We start from the raw sequence: 14,116 nt of genomic DNA, 5'->3' as shown, positions 1-14,116 counted from the left end.
GCGAATCCCGACGTTTTTCGCCAACGCTCGACATGACCTGTCATGACAGGTTGGAGCTAACCCAATGAAAGGAACCCAGCAACTCGCCCCTGGCCAGTCGCCGCTGCCGCTGTATGTGCAGATCCGTGATGACCTGCGCCGCAAGATTCTCGAAGGCAGCTACGTGGTCCATGAGCGCCTGCCCTCGGAAAACGAGCTGATGAACGCCTTCGGTGTCAGCCGCATCACCATCCGCCAAGCGCTGCGCGACCTGCACAACGAGGGCCTGGTGTTCAGCGCCCAGGGCAAGGGCACCTACGTCAGCAAGCCGAAAGCGGTGCAGAACGTGCAGCGCCTGCAGGGCTTCGGCGAAGCGATGGCAGCCCAAGGCTACGAAGCGACTGCGCGACTGCTCTCGATTCAGGAACGCAAGCCACCCAAAGCCGTGGTCGCCGCGCTGCACCTGCTGGCAGGCGAGGAGGTGGTCGAGGTCAAGCGCGTGCGTTATCTGAACCGTGAGGCCGTCTGCGTCGAGAACAGCTACTTCCCACTCGAAATCGGCCGGCGGATGTTCGGCCTGGATCTCTCTGGCGACATCTTTCCGCTGCTCGAAAACGCCTTCGGCATTGCCCTTGGGCGTGCCGACATCAGCCTCGACGCCACCCTGGCCGACGAAGAACACCAGCACTACCTGGCTCTCAAGCCCGGCGAACCCATCCTGCGCGTCGAGCGGCTGACCCATGACCGCGCTGGCCGTCCCATCGACTTCGAATACCTCTGCTACCGCGGCGACGCATTCAAATACCAGTTCCGAGTGGATCGGAAATAGGAGGCAACATGACCACTATCAACGACATCCCAGTGATCGATACCGACGTGCTGGTCATCGGCGGCGGCACCGCCGGCCCGATGGCTGCTGTAACCGTTAAGGAGCAGGACCCGAACCTCAAGGTCATCCTGCTGGAAAAGGCTAACGTCAAACGCTCCGGCGCCATTTCCATGGGCATGGACGGCCTCAATAACGCGGTGGTCCCCGGTCACGCCACGCCCGAGCAGTACGTCAAGGAAATCACCATCGCCAACGACGGCATCGTCCACCAGCCGGCGCTGATGGCCTACGCGACTCGCTCGTTCTCGATGATCGAGAAACTCGACTCCTGGGGCGTGCACTTCCAGAAAGACGAAACCGGCGACTACGACATGAAGAAGGTGCACCACCTGGGCACCTACGTTCTGCCGATGCCCGAGGGGCACAACGTCAAGAAGATTCTCTACCGCCGCCTGCGCCGCGTGCGGGTGGAGATCGAGAACCGCTTCCAGGCCACCCGCCTGCTCAAGGACCCGGACGGCAAAATTGCCGGCATGATCGGGGTGAACACCCGTACCGCCGAGCCGATCATCATCCGCGCCAAGGCGGTAATCATGGCCACCGGTGCCGCCGGCCGCATCGGCCTACCGAACTCCGGCTATCTGTTCGGCACCTACGAAAATCCGGCCAACTGCGGTGACGGCCACGCCATGGCGTACCACGTCGGCGCCGACCTGGTGAACCTGGAGTGCTTCCAGGTCAACCCATTGCTCAAGGACTACAACGGCCCGGCCTGCGCCTACGTCACCGGCCCGCTCGGTGGCTTTACCGCCAATGCCTACGGCGAGCGCTTCATCGAATGCGACTACTGGTCCGGGCAGATGATGCTGGAGTTTTTCAAGGAACTGGAATCGGGCACGGGACCGGTGTTCCTTAAGCTCGATCACCTGGCCGAGGAAACCATCCAGGAAATCGAGACCGTCCTGCACACCAATGAACGTCCGACCCGCGGCCGCTTCCACGAAGGTCGCCACATCGACTATCGCCAGCGCATGGTCGAGATGCACATCTCCGAGATCGGTTTCTGCTCCGGCCACTCGGCCTCCGGCGTATGGACCGACGAGACCGGCGCCACCACGGTGCCTGGCCTCTACGGTGCCGGCGACATGGCCTCGGTGGCGCACAACTACATGCTCGGCGCCTTCGTCTACGGGCAGATCTGCGGTGAGAGCGCCGCGACGTTCGTCAAGGACCGCAGCGAGCCTGTACTCGACGAAGCCTTCATCGCCGCCGAGCTGGCACGCATCCAGGCGCCGCTCATGGTCAAGGACGGCATCCCGCCCGAACAGATGGAATACAAGGTGCGCCGCCTGGTGAACGACTACCTGCAGCCGCCGAAAGTGACCAAGAAGATGGAGATCGGCCTGGAGCGCATCCTCGCCGTGCGCGAAGACGTACCGAAACTCGCCGCCGCCGATCCCCACGAATTGCTCCGGGCGCTGGAAGTGCAATCGATCATCGACTGCGCCGAGATGGCTGCGCGCGCCTCGCTGTATCGCACCGAATCACGCTGGGGCCTGTACCACTACCGCGTCGATTTTCCCGAGCAGGACAACGCCGAGTGGTTCTACCACAGCCGCCTGTTCAAAGACGCCAACGGCCAGATGGCCCACGGCAAACGCCCGGTCGCCGACTACGTCGTTCCGCTGGGCGAAGAGAAAGACGCCTACAGCAAGCTGCGGGTGAAAAAGGCCGCCAATGCCTGACTGTAGGGGCGACGCCCAGTGATCCCTGATGCCAACGGGCGAATGAATTCGCCCCACAGCGAAGCGGGTCGACAGTGCCCGCTCGACTGGAACCGAGGAGATAAACCATGCCCGTAGCCACCCACCGCTCTGCCGTCCCGGTCATCGTCGACGAAGAGAAATGCATTGCCGAAAAGGGCTGCCGCGTCTGCATCGACGTCTGCCCGCTGGACGTCCTGTGGATCAATCCAGACACCGGCAAGGCGCACATGAAATACGACGAATGCTGGTACTGCATGCCGTGCGAGACCGACTGCCCGACCGATGCGGTCAAGGTGAACATTCCCTACCTGCTGCGCTGAGGAGCCGCTGATGAAGACTTATGACGATCCCATGTTGCAGCAGATTGCCGACAACCTGGCCTCCGAAGACCCCGGCATTCGCCGCGTCGCTGTGCTGGAGTTGGTCGACTGCGGCGAGCCGGAAGCCGCCGAGCTGCTGATCCTGGCACTTAACGACGAAGACCCCGCGGTGCGCCAGGAGGCCGCCAAGGTGGTCGACGAATTCGATGCGGTGGACATCGCCGACGCGCTGATCGCTGCCCTGCAAGACAGCAACGAGGTGGTGCGCAACTCCGCCGCCCATGCGCTGGCCGATCTCAAGGACCCGGCCGCGGCGATGCCGCTGCTCGAAGCGCTGGAAGGCACGGATGACCCTTTTGTCGTGGCTGGAATCCTGCGGGCGGTCAAACCGCTGCGCAACCCGGCCGCCCAAGCCCCGGCGCTGCAGCGCATGCAGGCAGCCGATGCCGGCGTGCGCCGCGAGGCGGTGGCGGTGATCGGTTGGCTGAAGCAGACCGAAAACCTTCCCGCGCTGATGGAGCGCGCCGGGCACGACGAGGACGCCGAAGTGCGCCGCGCCGCCACCGGCGCCCTGGTCTACGCCACGCCCGAGCAGGTCGGCCCGACGCTGGTCGGCCTGCTGCATGACGCGCACTGGCAAGTGCGTGTCGAAGCGGCGGTCAGCATCGGCAAGCTCAATTACCAGGCGGCCTTACAGCCCCTGGTCGAGGCCACGCACGACAGCTTCTGGCAGGTCCGCGAAAAGGCCGTGGACGCGCTCGGCAAACTCGGTGCGATCGGCGCCATCCCGGCGCTCGGCGTCTGCGCTCGCGACCCGATGAGCAACCTGCGCAAGGCCGCCATCGGCGCGCTGGGGACGATCGGTCATCACGATGGCCGGGCCTTCGTCGAGGCCGCGATGGACGACCCGGATCCGGACGTCCGCAAGCTGGCGCGCTGGGCCATGTCGAAACTCGACGCGGCAGCGTGATTATTCGGGACCCGTAATGCGTTGTGATCCACCGACCGATGCTGCCACCGAGCGGTTTCGGCAGGCTGAAGCCCGCCCTACGGGTGGCGCATCGAACGATTAACAGACTCGACGCGGCTGTACGGGGCTTACCAAAAGTCGCACTACACCGGCACCGAGATCCGCGCAGCTCCGCCCCCTTCTTTCTTGGAGAGAGAGAGAGCTGGGGTGAGGGGGACGCATCGATTGATGTTGTCACCAAGCACGTTCGGCGGATTGAAACCCGCCCTACAAGTTTGGCGTGTTGAGCGATTTACATATTTGACGCGTCGATGCAGGGCTTATCAAAGGGCCGCCCTGCACCGCCGCTGAGATCCACGCCGCTCTTGCCCCCTCTCCCTTTGGGGAGAGGGCTGGGGTGAGGGGCTGGGCGCACCAGAGGAGCCTATGAGATGACTTATGTCGTTACCGAAAACTGCATTCGCTGCAAATACACCGACTGCGTCGAGGTCTGCCCCGCAGACTGCTTTCACGAGGGGCCGAACTTCCTTGTGATCAACCCCGAGACCTGCATCGACTGCAGCCTCTGCGCGCCGGAATGCCCGGCCGACGCGATCTTTGCCGACAACGCGCTGCCGGCCGACCAGAGCCACTTCATCGAACTCAACGCCGAGCTTGCCGAAGTCTGGCCCGTGATCACCCAGACCAACAGTCCGCTGGCCGAGGCCGATACCTGGGTCGATCAGGGCGACAAGCTGCAGTTCCTGGAGCGCTGAGCTGTGCCCGAACTTGTCATGACGAGTTGGTTTCGCTGTGTGCTGCTGACGCTGGTAATCGGCAGCGCGGCCCTGACCGGTAGTGCACGGCCAGTCGAAGACCAGAGCCGCTCCGTCAGGGCCCCCGAAACCCCTGCCCTGATGATGCCGGACGGGTATCCGCCGCGCCTGTTACGCACTTTTTCCAAGATCGCTTGAGGAATTGCCCATGACCACCCAGACCCTGATTGCCCCTCCCCAGGAAATCCGCCTACGCAAGGCGCAAAAGATGCTCGAAGTGCTCTGGTCCGACGGCGTGCGCAGCCAGCTCAGCTGCCTGGCGCTGCGCAAGTCCTGCGCCTGCTCGATGTGCGCCCAGGCACAGCAACGCGGCACGCTGACACTGATCGATGCCGACGTCGGCGTCGATCGGCTGGAGGTGTCCGGTGTCAGCGGCGTGCAATTCCATTTCAGCGATGGCCACTACCGCGGCCTGTATCCCTGGGCCTACCTGCGCGAACTGGGCGAGCGCCTGCAATGAATACACGCGCCCAGCAACTGCTCGCGCCGCCCTTCGCTGTCGTCTGTCGGCTGTATCCCGGCGCGGCACTATGCATGGTGCTGGCCCTGGCCGGCAGTTTTCTGGCCGAACACTACGCCGCGCCCGCCCTCATGCTGGTCCTGCTGCTGGGGTTCGGTTTCGCCAGCCAGGCCGCCGATGTACGCATGCAGCCCGGCGTGACCTTCTGCAGCCGACAGATCCTGCGCATCGGCGTGGCCTTGCTCGGCGCGCGGATCGGAGTCGAGCAACTGCTGACCGTTGGCAGTCTTCCGCTGCTGATGGTGGCGACCAGCGTGCCGCTGACCATCGGCGCCGCGTTACTGCTTGGCCGCTGGCTGGGCCTGCCGACCCTGCACAGCCTGGTTGCCGGCACGGCGGTGGCGATCTGCGGTGTATCGGCAGCGATCGCCGTGGCGGCGGTGATTCCCGCTGGCCGGCTGGAGGATCGACGGCTGCTCGGTGTGGTGGTTGGCGTCACCGCGCTGGGCACCCTGTCGATGCTCGTCTACCCGCCTTTGCTCGCCACCCTGGGCTATGACGATGTCGAAAGCGGGCTGCTGCTCGGCGCCAGCATCCACGACGTGGCCCAAGCGGCCGGCGCTGGCTACCTGGTGTCGGAGACAGCAGGCGATGTCGCCACCCTGACCAAGCTGTTGCGCGTCGCCCTGCTGGCACCGCTGGTGCTGCTGCTTGGCTGGCTACTACGCCGCGGCGATTCCGGCCGCGCCGAATTCCCTCTGTTTCTGCTCGGTTTTCTCGCCCTGTTCGGACTTAACAGCCTCGGCTGGCTGCCGACCGGTTTGCGCGAAGGGCTCGTCGCTGCATCCAATGCGTGCCTGCTGGTAACCATGGCGGCGCTCGGCATGCGCACCACTTTGAGCGAGCTTTTTGCCCAAGGCTGGCGACCGATGCTGCTGCTCGTAGTGCTCAGCGTCGGCCTGCTGCTGAGTGCGATGACGATGCTGGCGATGGGCTCGCCCTAACGATTTCTACTGCCTCGTTTCTGTATCCACTGTTGGAGGATTTGTCCATGGCTGCAATCGGTACCGAAAGCGTTCTCAGCGTCCGTCACTGGAACGACACCCTGTTCAGCTTCACCACTACCCGCGATCCGGGCCTGCGCTTCGAGAACGGTCACTTCGTGATGATCGGCCTTGGCGTCGAGGGCAAGCCGCTGATGCGCGCCTACAGCATCGTCAGCGCGAATCACGATGAGCATCTTGAGTTTCTCAGCATCAAGGTGCCGGACGGCCCGCTCACCTCGCGCCTACAGCATCTCAAAGAGGGCGACCCGATCCTGATCAGCCGTAAACCTGTGGGTACGCTGGTGATGCACGATCTACGGCCCGGCAAGTATCTCTACCTGTTTGGCACCGGCACCGGTCTTGCGCCCTTCATGAGCATCGTCCGCGACCCGGAGGCCTATGAGCGCTTCGACAAAATCGTGCTGGTGCATTGCGTGCGTCAGGTCAGTGAGCTGGCCTACCACGACTACTTGACGCATGAACTGCCGGAGCACGAGTTTCTCGGTGAAGAGGTTCGCGAGAAGCTCATCTACTACCCCACCGTCACCCGTGAGCCATTCCGCAACCAGGGCCGCATCACCACCTTGGTGGAAACCGGCAAGCTCGCCGCCGACATTGGCCTGCCGCAACTGAACAAGGACGATGACCGCGTGATGCTCTGCGGCAGCCCCGCGATGCTCGACGAGCTGACCGGAATGCTCGACGAAATGGGTTTCGAAGCCTCGGCGCAGCAGGGTGAGCCCGGCGACTACGTGATCGAACGCGCCTTCGTCGAGAAATAGCCGAGCCGTGACAGCGCGCATGCTCGCGAGGTTGCAAGTCCCATCGCGAACACGCGCGCTCCTATGAAGCCATGTGGATCTAGCCTTGGAGCACGCCATGAACCTTCACCGTTTCGCGACACCTGTCGTCGGGCTGCGTCAGCAGGCTGAGCAATCCCTGTCCCAGTGGATCGAGCCTTGTCTCGGCTGCGACTTATTCACCGCCGGTGCGGTGCGCGAGCTGCGCGTCGACGGCTCGCGGCTGCACCTTAGCCTCGCACTGGGCTTTCCCGCCGATGGATATCGGCATGACCTGAGCCGGGCTCTGAAAGCATTGCTGTTGGCCCACACCCAGGCCACCACAGTGGAGGTGGAGATCAACTGGACCATTACCGCAGCGCCGGCAACGGCTCAGGCAGTGCCTGGCGTGAAGCATCTAATCGCGGTCGCTTCGGGCAAAGGCGGAGTGGGAAAATCCACCACCGCGACGAATCTGGCACTGGCCCTGGCCGCCGATGGCGCGCGGGTCGGCATGCTCGATGCCGATCTCTATGGTCCCAGCCAGCCACGCTTGCTGGGGCTTTCCGGCATCCCGGAAAGCCGCGACGGCAAGCTGGAACCGATGCTCGGCCACGGACTGCAATGTATGTCCATCGGCTTTCTCGTGGATGAAGAAGCCCCGGTAATCTGGCGCGGCCCGATGATCACCCAGGCGCTGACCCGGCTGCTGCAAGAAACCCACTGGCAGGAGCTCGACTACCTGATCGTCGATCTGCCGCCTGGCACGGGCGACATCCACCTGACCCTGGCGCAAAAGATGCCCGTATCGGCTGCGCTGATCGTCACCACGCCGCAGGACCTCGCCCTGCTAGATGCCCGCAAGGGATTACGCATGTTCGAGAAGGTCAACGTGCCGGTGTTGGGCATCATCGAGAATATGAGCCTGCATGTCTGCAGCCAGTGCGGGCATGAAGAGCACATCTTCGGCAGCGGCGGCGCACAGCGCATGGCTGAGCAGTACGGCAGCGAGCTGCTTGGCGAATTGCCGCTGGACATGCGTATCCGCATTGGCGCAGACGATGGGTTGCCGATCGTCACTGCCGAGCCGCAAGGTGCGCTGGCACAGAGCTACCGGAACATTGCCCGCCGGGCCACGGCACGGCTGTCGCTACGCTCGCACCAGACTGCAGCTGAGCTGCTGCAGGTGGTCGAGGCCTGATCCAGCCTTTCTCCTTCCGTAAATCTGGTTGCGTTTGGGTGGGAACTGATGCGCGGCACCGGCCCCACGCCATCATCTGAGCCGCTTCAGGCGCCCCGAAGTCTCGGTCTCGGACAGCTTCATGCTCGGCCATTTCGGCGCCGACCGAAGCGCTGAGCGCCAGGGGCCCCTCGCCGAACGTCAGGGGCAGCATTGAAGCAAACGGTACGCGTACTTTACCTACGGCTATTGTTCCGCGACCTAACGGTCATTCGTCGCAAACCCAGGCGCCATTCGTCGTGTTGCCTCGCGCATGATGGCACTTGACGTATCCTCGCCGGCTATCGGAGCCGAAGAGCCCGACCCGCAGTTCGGCATATAAATCGCATCCAACGAGCCCGTACTGCTCAGCGCCACCTAATTGGCGCTTGCGGGGGCTTTCCCCGCGTACAACTGTGGTCCGCCTCGATGGCGGTTGTTTGTCAAACGTCGGGCTTCCCGATTGGATGTGAAATGAAAACACCACGTCTGCTACAAGGCCGCCGCGGCCCTGTGCTCTCCATTCTGCTAATGCTGGCGCTCGTTGCCGGCCTGGCCTACTGGCAATTCAAGCCCAGCGTTCCGGCCACGCCATCCACCGGCGCCGCAGCCAGCATGCTCGAAGCCCTGCAGGAATCCACCAAGCCCTGGGAAGCCAACCGCCAGGATCTTTCGGTACTGATGAATGACCTGCGTGGTGCCACCATCGCCAGCGCGGCACTTGGCCAGGATGCGGTCTATATCAGCCTGAACGACGGGCTGCGCTACTGGATACCGGATCAATCCGGCCGCGTGGCCCAATTGCTGCTCGATCACTACGCCAGTAGCGAAGGCCAGCTGTTCCCGCTGACGCTGTTCGAAACGGACGGTGAAGCGCCCTGGTACAAGGCGCTGGTGCCCTACGCACCCTTCATACTTCTGTTGGTCGGTGCGCTCGCTTATCTGGCGATCAAGAGCCAAGGCTTCCGCGTGCAGCGCAAGGGCAGCGGCATCGGCTTTGCCGACGTGATCGGCGCCAGTGAAGCCAAGCAGGCACTCTCCGACGTCACCGCTTACCTCCGCGACCCTGCCGCCTATGCCGCGCTGGGCGCCCGTCCGCCCAAGGGCGTGCTACTGACCGGCGAACCCGGCACCGGCAAGACTCAGCTGGCCAAGGCGCTGGCGACCGAGTCTAACGCCAGCTTCATTCAGGTCACCGGCAGCGATTTTTCCTCGATGTACTTCGGGGTCGGCATCCAGAAGGTCAAGGCGCTGTTCCGCACCGCGCGCAAGCAGGCGCCCTGCATCATCTTCATCGATGAGATCGACGGCATCGGCAAGCGCGCCGAACAACAGCGTTCCAGCGACGCCGAGAGCAACCGCATCATTAACCAGTTCCTCGCCGAGATGGACGGCTTCGACGGCGCCAGTGGCGTGCTGGTGCTGGGCGCGACCAACTTTCCCAACTCGCTTGATCCGGCGCTGGTGCGCGAAGGCCGCTTCGACCGCTCGATTGCCGTTGGCCTGCCGGGACTCGCCGATCGGGAAGCGCTGTTCCGCCTGTACGCCGGCAAGATCCGGGCTGCGCAGGATCTGGATTTCGCTCAACTGGCGCGCAACACCGTCGGCCTGACGCCCGCCGCCATCGCCTATATCGCCAACCATGCCGCCCTGCTAGCCGCGCGTGGCGCAGCGAAGACAGTAACCATGGAGCACTTCGTCGACGCCGTGGAAACCTGCCGCATCGGCGAACAGCCATCGGGCGTCACGCCCATGTCGCCGAACGACCGCAAGCGCATCGCCGTGCATGAAGCCGGTCACGCATTGGTCGCCGCGGCGTTGAAAGTGGGTCGGGTGGAGAAGGTCACCATTCTGCCGCGCGGCCAGGCGCTGGGCGTGACGCTGGTGACGCCAGTGGAAGACAAGCGCCTGCACATGGAATCCGAACTACGCAACCGCATTCAGATGCTGCTGGCCGGCCGTGGCGCCGAGCAGCTGTATTTCCATGAGGTGTCATCGGGCGCCGGCCAGGATCTACAGGAAGCCTCGAAGATCGCCCTGTCCATGGTCGGTGCGTTGGGTATGGGTCCGAACGGTTCGCTGCTAAGCCTGCAGGCGGTGCGCGACGCGCATATCGAATTCGATTCCGGCGAGTCCATTCGCGCCGCGGACAACCTGCTCAAGCAGCTGGACCGCGACTGCATGGCGCTTTTGCAGCGGCTCAAGCCGGCGCTGGACGAGGTCGCCGAACGCCTGCTGGCCGAGGAAACGGTGCCCGGTGAAGAGGTGCTGGCGGCCATCGAGCGCCTGCCCGAGCATCACCACGAGGCCAGCGTCAGTTCTATCATCGGCCACGCCATGAGCAGCATCGACCGCGTCGCGGCCAGTGCAATGGCGGACGCCCAATTCCTCGAATTGGCGCCGGTGGAACAGCCCGAGGACGACGGTCCGGGAATGGTCTGAAGAAGGCTGGGCAGGGTTCACGCACTGTGAAAACTGCCCAGCTTTTTCGTCTCCGAAAAAACGCGGGTTACGTCTGCCCCGCTTCGCGTTCAGCTGTCATCGCTTTTCAATCGATAACCACCAGACGGTTCGGCAACTCGTTGCGCTCATGAGTGGCCGGCACGTGCTGTTCGAGCAACGAGCCGCACGCCTCGATACAGTTCAGAAACCCCTGAAGCACCTGCCCATTGCGCACATCGTCAGTAAAATTCTCGACGATCGATTGCCAGGCGCTGTTGTCGATTCGGCTGGAAATTCCACGATCCACAAGAATCTCGACATAACGCTCGGCTTCGCAGACAAAGATCAGCATGCCGGTGCCGCCCTCGGTGTGGTGCAGATTCAGCTCTATGAATTGCCGACGCGCCAGGTTGCAGGCCCGCCAATGGCGAACCGAGCGTGGAATCAGCCGTGTGGTTAGGCTGGGAATCCGAAAGATCACCGCCAGCACGATGAACGTCAGCCACTGCACCAGCAGTAGCTGCCAGGCTGACAACCAGCCAGTGAAGAACAGCAACGCGCCGGGCAACAGCAACGCGATCAGGCTGGCCCACAACAGCGGGATGTAGCGATAGTCATCAGCCTGCGCCGCCAGCACCGTCACCAGCTCGGCGTCGGTGCCACGCTCCACGCGCTCGATCGCCTCGGTTACTTGTTGCAGCTCGCTTTCGGTCAGTAGGGTCATTGCTCGTTCATCGTCGAGGTAGGTTCTCGTTGTGTTGATCTAGGGCCAGATTTTCAGTCACCAGCCACCCGAGGCGCCGCCGCCACCGAAGCCGCCACCTCCGCCGCCAAAACCACCTCCACCAAAACCGCCACCGCCGAAGCCACCGCCGCGCCCCATACCGCCTAGCAAGGCGCCGAGCAGCAAAGCCTTGCGACCACCGCCACGACCGCCCCGGCCGCCGCCGATGACGAAGATGGCCACCAGCATCAGGAAGAAGCCGAGGATGCCGAGCCCGCCGGGTTCTTGCGCGCCCATGGGCATCGCTGGGCGCATGGCCGCACTCTGCAGCGGGTCGCCACCGAGCACCTGCACCATCGCGGCGGCGCCTTCGCTGATGCCGCGGGCGAAATCGCCCTGCTGGAAGGCCGGTGCGATGATGCCGTTGATGATCATCGAGGATTGCGCGTCGGTCAGCCTGCCTTCGAGGCCGTAGCCAACTTCGATGCGGATCCGGCGGTCATCACGCGCGACGATCAGCAGCGCACCGTTGTCCTCGCCCTGCTGGCCGATGCCCCACGCACGGCCGAGCTGCACGCCGAAATCCTCGATGCTGCGCCCTTGCAGGTCCGGCACCGTGACCACCACCACCTGCTCGCTGGTGGCCTGTTCATGGGCGGCAAGCATGCTGGTCAGGCTAGCTTCGGTCTGGGGGTCGAGCAGCTCGGCCTGGTCCACTACCCTGCCGGTCAGCGTCGGCAGCTCCGCGTCCTGCGCAAAGACACTGCCGCAGATCAGCAGCAGCGGGAATAGCAGCAGCCTGATGCTCATTCAAACTGCACTTGCGGCGCCTGATCGGCGTTCTCGGCGGTGGCCTCGAAGTTCTCGCGAATCGGCATGTCGCTGTACATCAGGGTGTGCCAGATACGACCGGGGAAGGTACGAATCTCGGTGTTGTAGCGTTCGACCGCCGCGATGAAGTCGCGCCTCGCCACGGCGATGCGGTTTTCCGTACCTTCGAGCTGCGACTGTAAGGCAAGGAAGTTCTGGTTCGACTTCAGTTCCGGGTAGCGCTCGGACACCATCATCAGCCGGCTCAGGGCGCCGGTCAGCTGGTTCTGCGCCTGCTGGAACTGCTGCAGCTGTTCGGGATTGTTCAGCGTGTTGGCGTCCACCTGTATCGACGTCGCCTTGGCCCGCGCCTCGACCACAGCGGTCAGGGTTTCCTGCTCCTGACGGGCGAAGCCCTTCACCGTCTCGACCAGGTTCGGGATCAGGTCGGCACGGCGTTGGTACTGGTTTTCCACCTGGGCCCAAGCCGATTTCACCTGCTCGTCATACTGGGGAATATTGTTGATGCCGCAGCCGGCCAGCAGCCAGGACATGAACAGGACAACCAACAGTTGCCCGGTGATTCGATAGCGCTGCATCTGCATGATTCGCTCGTCCGCTCAAGATTTGAGTACCTAAATAGGGATAGTCAGACGGCGGGAGAGTTCAGCGAGCGTGAGGTTCGGCTTGTTAGATGGGCTTAGATCACTCCGTCCCGCCGCAGAGATGCAACCTGCTCCGGAGCCAGACCCAGCAGCCGTTGCAGCAGCGCCTCGCTGTGTTCACCCAACAATGGCGGTGCCTTTCGATAGTCCACAGGCGACTCGGACAGGCGGATCGGGCTCGCCACCTGGGGCACGCTGCCCGCCAGCGGATGCGGTATCTCCACGCGCAAACCGCGCGCCTGAACATGCGGGTCGGCGAACACCTGAGCGACGTCGTTGATCGGCCCACAGGGCACGCCAGCGCGCTCCAGCTCCGCCACCCACTCGGCAGTGGTGCGGAACACCGTGACCTGGCGAATCATTGGAATCAGCTCGGCACGGTTCGCAACCCGCGCCTTGTTGCTGGCGAAACGCGGGTCATCGGCCCACTCGGGACACCCGGCCACGTCTGCGAACTTGCGGAACTGCCCGTCGTTGCCGATGGTGAGAATGATGTCGCCATCGGCGGTGGGAAAATCCTGATACGGCACGATGTTCGGATGCGCATTGCCCATGCGCTTGGGCGCGACGCCGGTAGTCAGGTAGTTCATCGCCTGATTGGCCAGGCAGGCGACCTGCACGTCCAGCAGCGCCAACTCGACATGCTGACCGACGCCGCTCTGCTCGCGACGGTTGAGCGCGGCCAGCACCCCGACGGTGGCATAGAGGCCGGTGAGGATATCTGTCAGCGCCACGCCGACCTTGACCGGCCCGGCGCCCTCCTCGGCATCGCTGCGGCCGGTCAGGCTCATCAGTCCGCCGAGGCCCTGGATCATGAAGTCATAGCCCGCGCGCTGGGCATAAGGACCGTCGCTGCCAAAGCCGGTAATCGAGCAGTAAATCAGTCGCGGATTGATCGCCTTGAGGCTTTCATAGTCCAGCCCGTAAGCAGCCAGCCCGCCGACCTTGAAGTTCTCCAGCAACACATCGCACCCAACCACCAGCTCACGAATGATCCGCTGGCCTTCTGGCTGGGTGAAATCCAGGGTCAGCGACTCCTTGTTGCGGTTGGCCGACAGGTAATATGCAGCCTCCGAGGTGTTCTCGCCCTGTTGGTCTCTCAGATACGGAGGCCCCCAGTGACGGGTATCGTCGCCCGTACCAGGCCGCTCGACCTTGATCACCTCAGCGCCGAGATCGCCGAGAATCTGCCCGCACCAGGGGCCAGCAAGCACGCGGGACAAGTCCAGAACGCGGAGGTTGGCTAATGCGCCGGTCATGGAAAAACCTCTTCGAAAGCTGGAGCTAGAAGC

General features: G+C 63.6%; 15 protein-coding genes. 11 read left to right on the top strand and 4 right to left on the bottom strand.

Features of this window, described 5'->3' with window-relative positions; translation table 11 throughout:
* The first annotated feature begins 64 nt into the window (after positions 1-64).
* The 11 genes from V6943_RS06230 to V6943_RS06180 all read left to right on the top strand — a co-directional run bounded on the left by V6943_RS06230 (position 65) and on the right by V6943_RS06180 (position 10,625).
* On the top strand, positions 65-808 hold the full coding sequence (locus V6943_RS06230) for a GntR family transcriptional regulator (protein ID WP_181104726.1): 744 nt from the start codon (positions 65-67) through the stop codon (positions 806-808).
* 8 nt (positions 809-816) lie between these two features.
* The gene (locus tag V6943_RS06225; protein ID WP_181104728.1) at positions 817-2,553 is read left to right on the top strand and encodes a fumarate reductase/succinate dehydrogenase flavoprotein subunit; all 1,737 of its coding nucleotides are present in this window, start codon (positions 817-819) and stop codon (positions 2,551-2,553) included.
* A gap of 107 nt (positions 2,554-2,660) precedes the next feature.
* Entirely contained in the window at positions 2,661-2,894 is a 234-nt protein-coding gene (locus tag V6943_RS06220) for a 4Fe-4S dicluster domain-containing protein (RefSeq protein WP_131651431.1), read from the top strand.
* Positions 2,895-2,904: 10 nt separating this feature from the next.
* Positions 2,905-3,864 carry a HEAT repeat domain-containing protein gene (locus V6943_RS06215; protein WP_131651430.1) on the top strand — a complete coding sequence of 320 codons (960 nt, stop codon included), beginning with the start codon at positions 2,905-2,907 and terminating at the stop codon, positions 3,862-3,864.
* Between the two features lie 431 nt (positions 3,865-4,295).
* Positions 4,296-4,619 (top strand): ferredoxin FdxA, encoded by a 324-nt coding sequence (fdxA, locus tag V6943_RS06210; protein WP_131651429.1) that lies wholly within the window; start codon positions 4,296-4,298, stop codon positions 4,617-4,619.
* A gap of 18 nt (positions 4,620-4,637) precedes the next feature.
* Positions 4,638-4,817 (top strand): hypothetical protein, encoded by a 180-nt coding sequence (locus V6943_RS06205; protein ID WP_219853168.1) that lies wholly within the window; start codon positions 4,638-4,640, stop codon positions 4,815-4,817.
* A gap of 10 nt (positions 4,818-4,827) precedes the next feature.
* A complete protein-coding gene (locus V6943_RS06200; protein WP_131651427.1) occupies positions 4,828-5,139 on the top strand; it encodes a gamma-butyrobetaine hydroxylase-like domain-containing protein in 312 nt (103 codons plus the stop codon).
* Positions 5,136-6,143, top strand: coding sequence for a YeiH family protein (locus V6943_RS06195; protein ID WP_340552906.1), 1,008 nt, complete (start codon positions 5,136-5,138; stop codon positions 6,141-6,143). Before V6943_RS06200 ends, V6943_RS06195 begins: the two co-directional genes overlap by 4 nt.
* A gap of 47 nt (positions 6,144-6,190) precedes the next feature.
* A complete protein-coding gene (locus tag V6943_RS06190; protein ID WP_131651425.1) occupies positions 6,191-6,967 on the top strand; it encodes a ferredoxin--NADP reductase in 777 nt (258 codons plus the stop codon).
* Positions 6,968-7,064: 97 nt separating this feature from the next.
* Complete coding sequence (gene apbC, locus V6943_RS06185) at positions 7,065-8,165, top strand: iron-sulfur cluster carrier protein ApbC (RefSeq protein ID WP_340552905.1); 1,101 nt, start codon at positions 7,065-7,067, stop codon at positions 8,163-8,165.
* A gap of 492 nt (positions 8,166-8,657) precedes the next feature.
* Positions 8,658-10,625 carry an AAA family ATPase gene (locus V6943_RS06180; RefSeq protein ID WP_340552904.1) on the top strand — a complete coding sequence of 656 codons (1,968 nt, stop codon included), beginning with the start codon at positions 8,658-8,660 and terminating at the stop codon, positions 10,623-10,625.
* A gap of 106 nt (positions 10,626-10,731) precedes the next feature.
* On the opposite strand, the gene V6943_RS06175 is transcribed toward V6943_RS06180, so the two are convergent.
* The 4 genes from V6943_RS06175 to V6943_RS06160 form a co-directional block, all read right to left on the bottom strand.
* On the bottom strand, positions 10,732-11,349 hold the full coding sequence (locus V6943_RS06175; protein WP_131651422.1) for a TPM domain-containing protein: 618 nt from the start codon (positions 11,347-11,349) through the stop codon (positions 10,732-10,734).
* Positions 11,350-11,406: 57 nt separating this feature from the next.
* Positions 11,407-12,159, bottom strand: a complete 753-nt coding sequence (locus V6943_RS06170; protein WP_181104736.1) for a TPM domain-containing protein — start codon at positions 12,157-12,159, stop codon at positions 11,407-11,409.
* Entirely contained in the window at positions 12,156-12,764 is a 609-nt protein-coding gene (locus V6943_RS06165; protein ID WP_131651420.1) for a LemA family protein, read from the bottom strand. The genes V6943_RS06170 and V6943_RS06165 overlap by 4 nt, the downstream gene beginning before the upstream one ends.
* 95 nt (positions 12,765-12,859) lie before the next feature.
* Positions 12,860-14,083 (bottom strand): CaiB/BaiF CoA transferase family protein, encoded by a 1,224-nt coding sequence (locus V6943_RS06160; protein WP_340552903.1) that lies wholly within the window; start codon positions 14,081-14,083, stop codon positions 12,860-12,862.
* Positions 14,084-14,116: the final 33 nt, after the last annotated feature.

Origin of the sequence: Pseudomonas sp. CBC3, from assembly GCF_037967085.1 — a bacterium.
Lineage (GTDB): Bacteria > Pseudomonadota > Gammaproteobacteria > Pseudomonadales > Pseudomonadaceae > Stutzerimonas.
The sequence above is the reverse complement of the archived record's forward strand: the minus strand, read 5'-3'. Positions and strand labels throughout refer to the sequence as shown.

Bases quoted from the DNA above. Each gene is read 5' to 3' on its own strand.
- V6943_RS06230 (WP_181104726.1), top strand. From the start codon at position 65: ATGAAAGGAACCCAGCAACTCGCCCCTGGCCAGTCGCCGCTGCCGCTG.
- V6943_RS06225 (WP_181104728.1), top strand. From the start codon at position 817: ATGACCACTATCAACGACATCCCAGTGATCGATACCGACGTGCTGGTC.
- V6943_RS06220 (WP_131651431.1), top strand. From the start codon at position 2,661: ATGCCCGTAGCCACCCACCGCTCTGCCGTCCCGGTCATCGTCGACGAA.
- V6943_RS06215 (WP_131651430.1), top strand. From the start codon at position 2,905: ATGAAGACTTATGACGATCCCATGTTGCAGCAGATTGCCGACAACCTG.
- fdxA (WP_131651429.1), top strand. From the start codon at position 4,296: ATGACTTATGTCGTTACCGAAAACTGCATTCGCTGCAAATACACCGAC.
- V6943_RS06205 (WP_219853168.1), top strand. From the start codon at position 4,638: ATGACGAGTTGGTTTCGCTGTGTGCTGCTGACGCTGGTAATCGGCAGC.
- V6943_RS06200 (WP_131651427.1), top strand. From the start codon at position 4,828: ATGACCACCCAGACCCTGATTGCCCCTCCCCAGGAAATCCGCCTACGC.
- V6943_RS06195 (WP_340552906.1), top strand. From the start codon at position 5,136: ATGAATACACGCGCCCAGCAACTGCTCGCGCCGCCCTTCGCTGTCGTC.
- V6943_RS06190 (WP_131651425.1), top strand. From the start codon at position 6,191: ATGGCTGCAATCGGTACCGAAAGCGTTCTCAGCGTCCGTCACTGGAAC.
- apbC (WP_340552905.1), top strand. From the start codon at position 7,065: ATGAACCTTCACCGTTTCGCGACACCTGTCGTCGGGCTGCGTCAGCAG.
- V6943_RS06180 (WP_340552904.1), top strand. From the start codon at position 8,658: ATGAAAACACCACGTCTGCTACAAGGCCGCCGCGGCCCTGTGCTCTCC.
- V6943_RS06175 (WP_131651422.1), bottom strand. From the start codon at position 11,349: ATGACCCTACTGACCGAAAGCGAGCTGCAACAAGTAACCGAGGCGATC.
- V6943_RS06170 (WP_181104736.1), bottom strand. From the start codon at position 12,159: ATGAGCATCAGGCTGCTGCTATTCCCGCTGCTGCTGATCTGCGGCAGT.
- V6943_RS06165 (WP_131651420.1), bottom strand. From the start codon at position 12,764: ATGCAGATGCAGCGCTATCGAATCACCGGGCAACTGTTGGTTGTCCTG.
- V6943_RS06160 (WP_340552903.1), bottom strand. From the start codon at position 14,083: ATGACCGGCGCATTAGCCAACCTCCGCGTTCTGGACTTGTCCCGCGTG.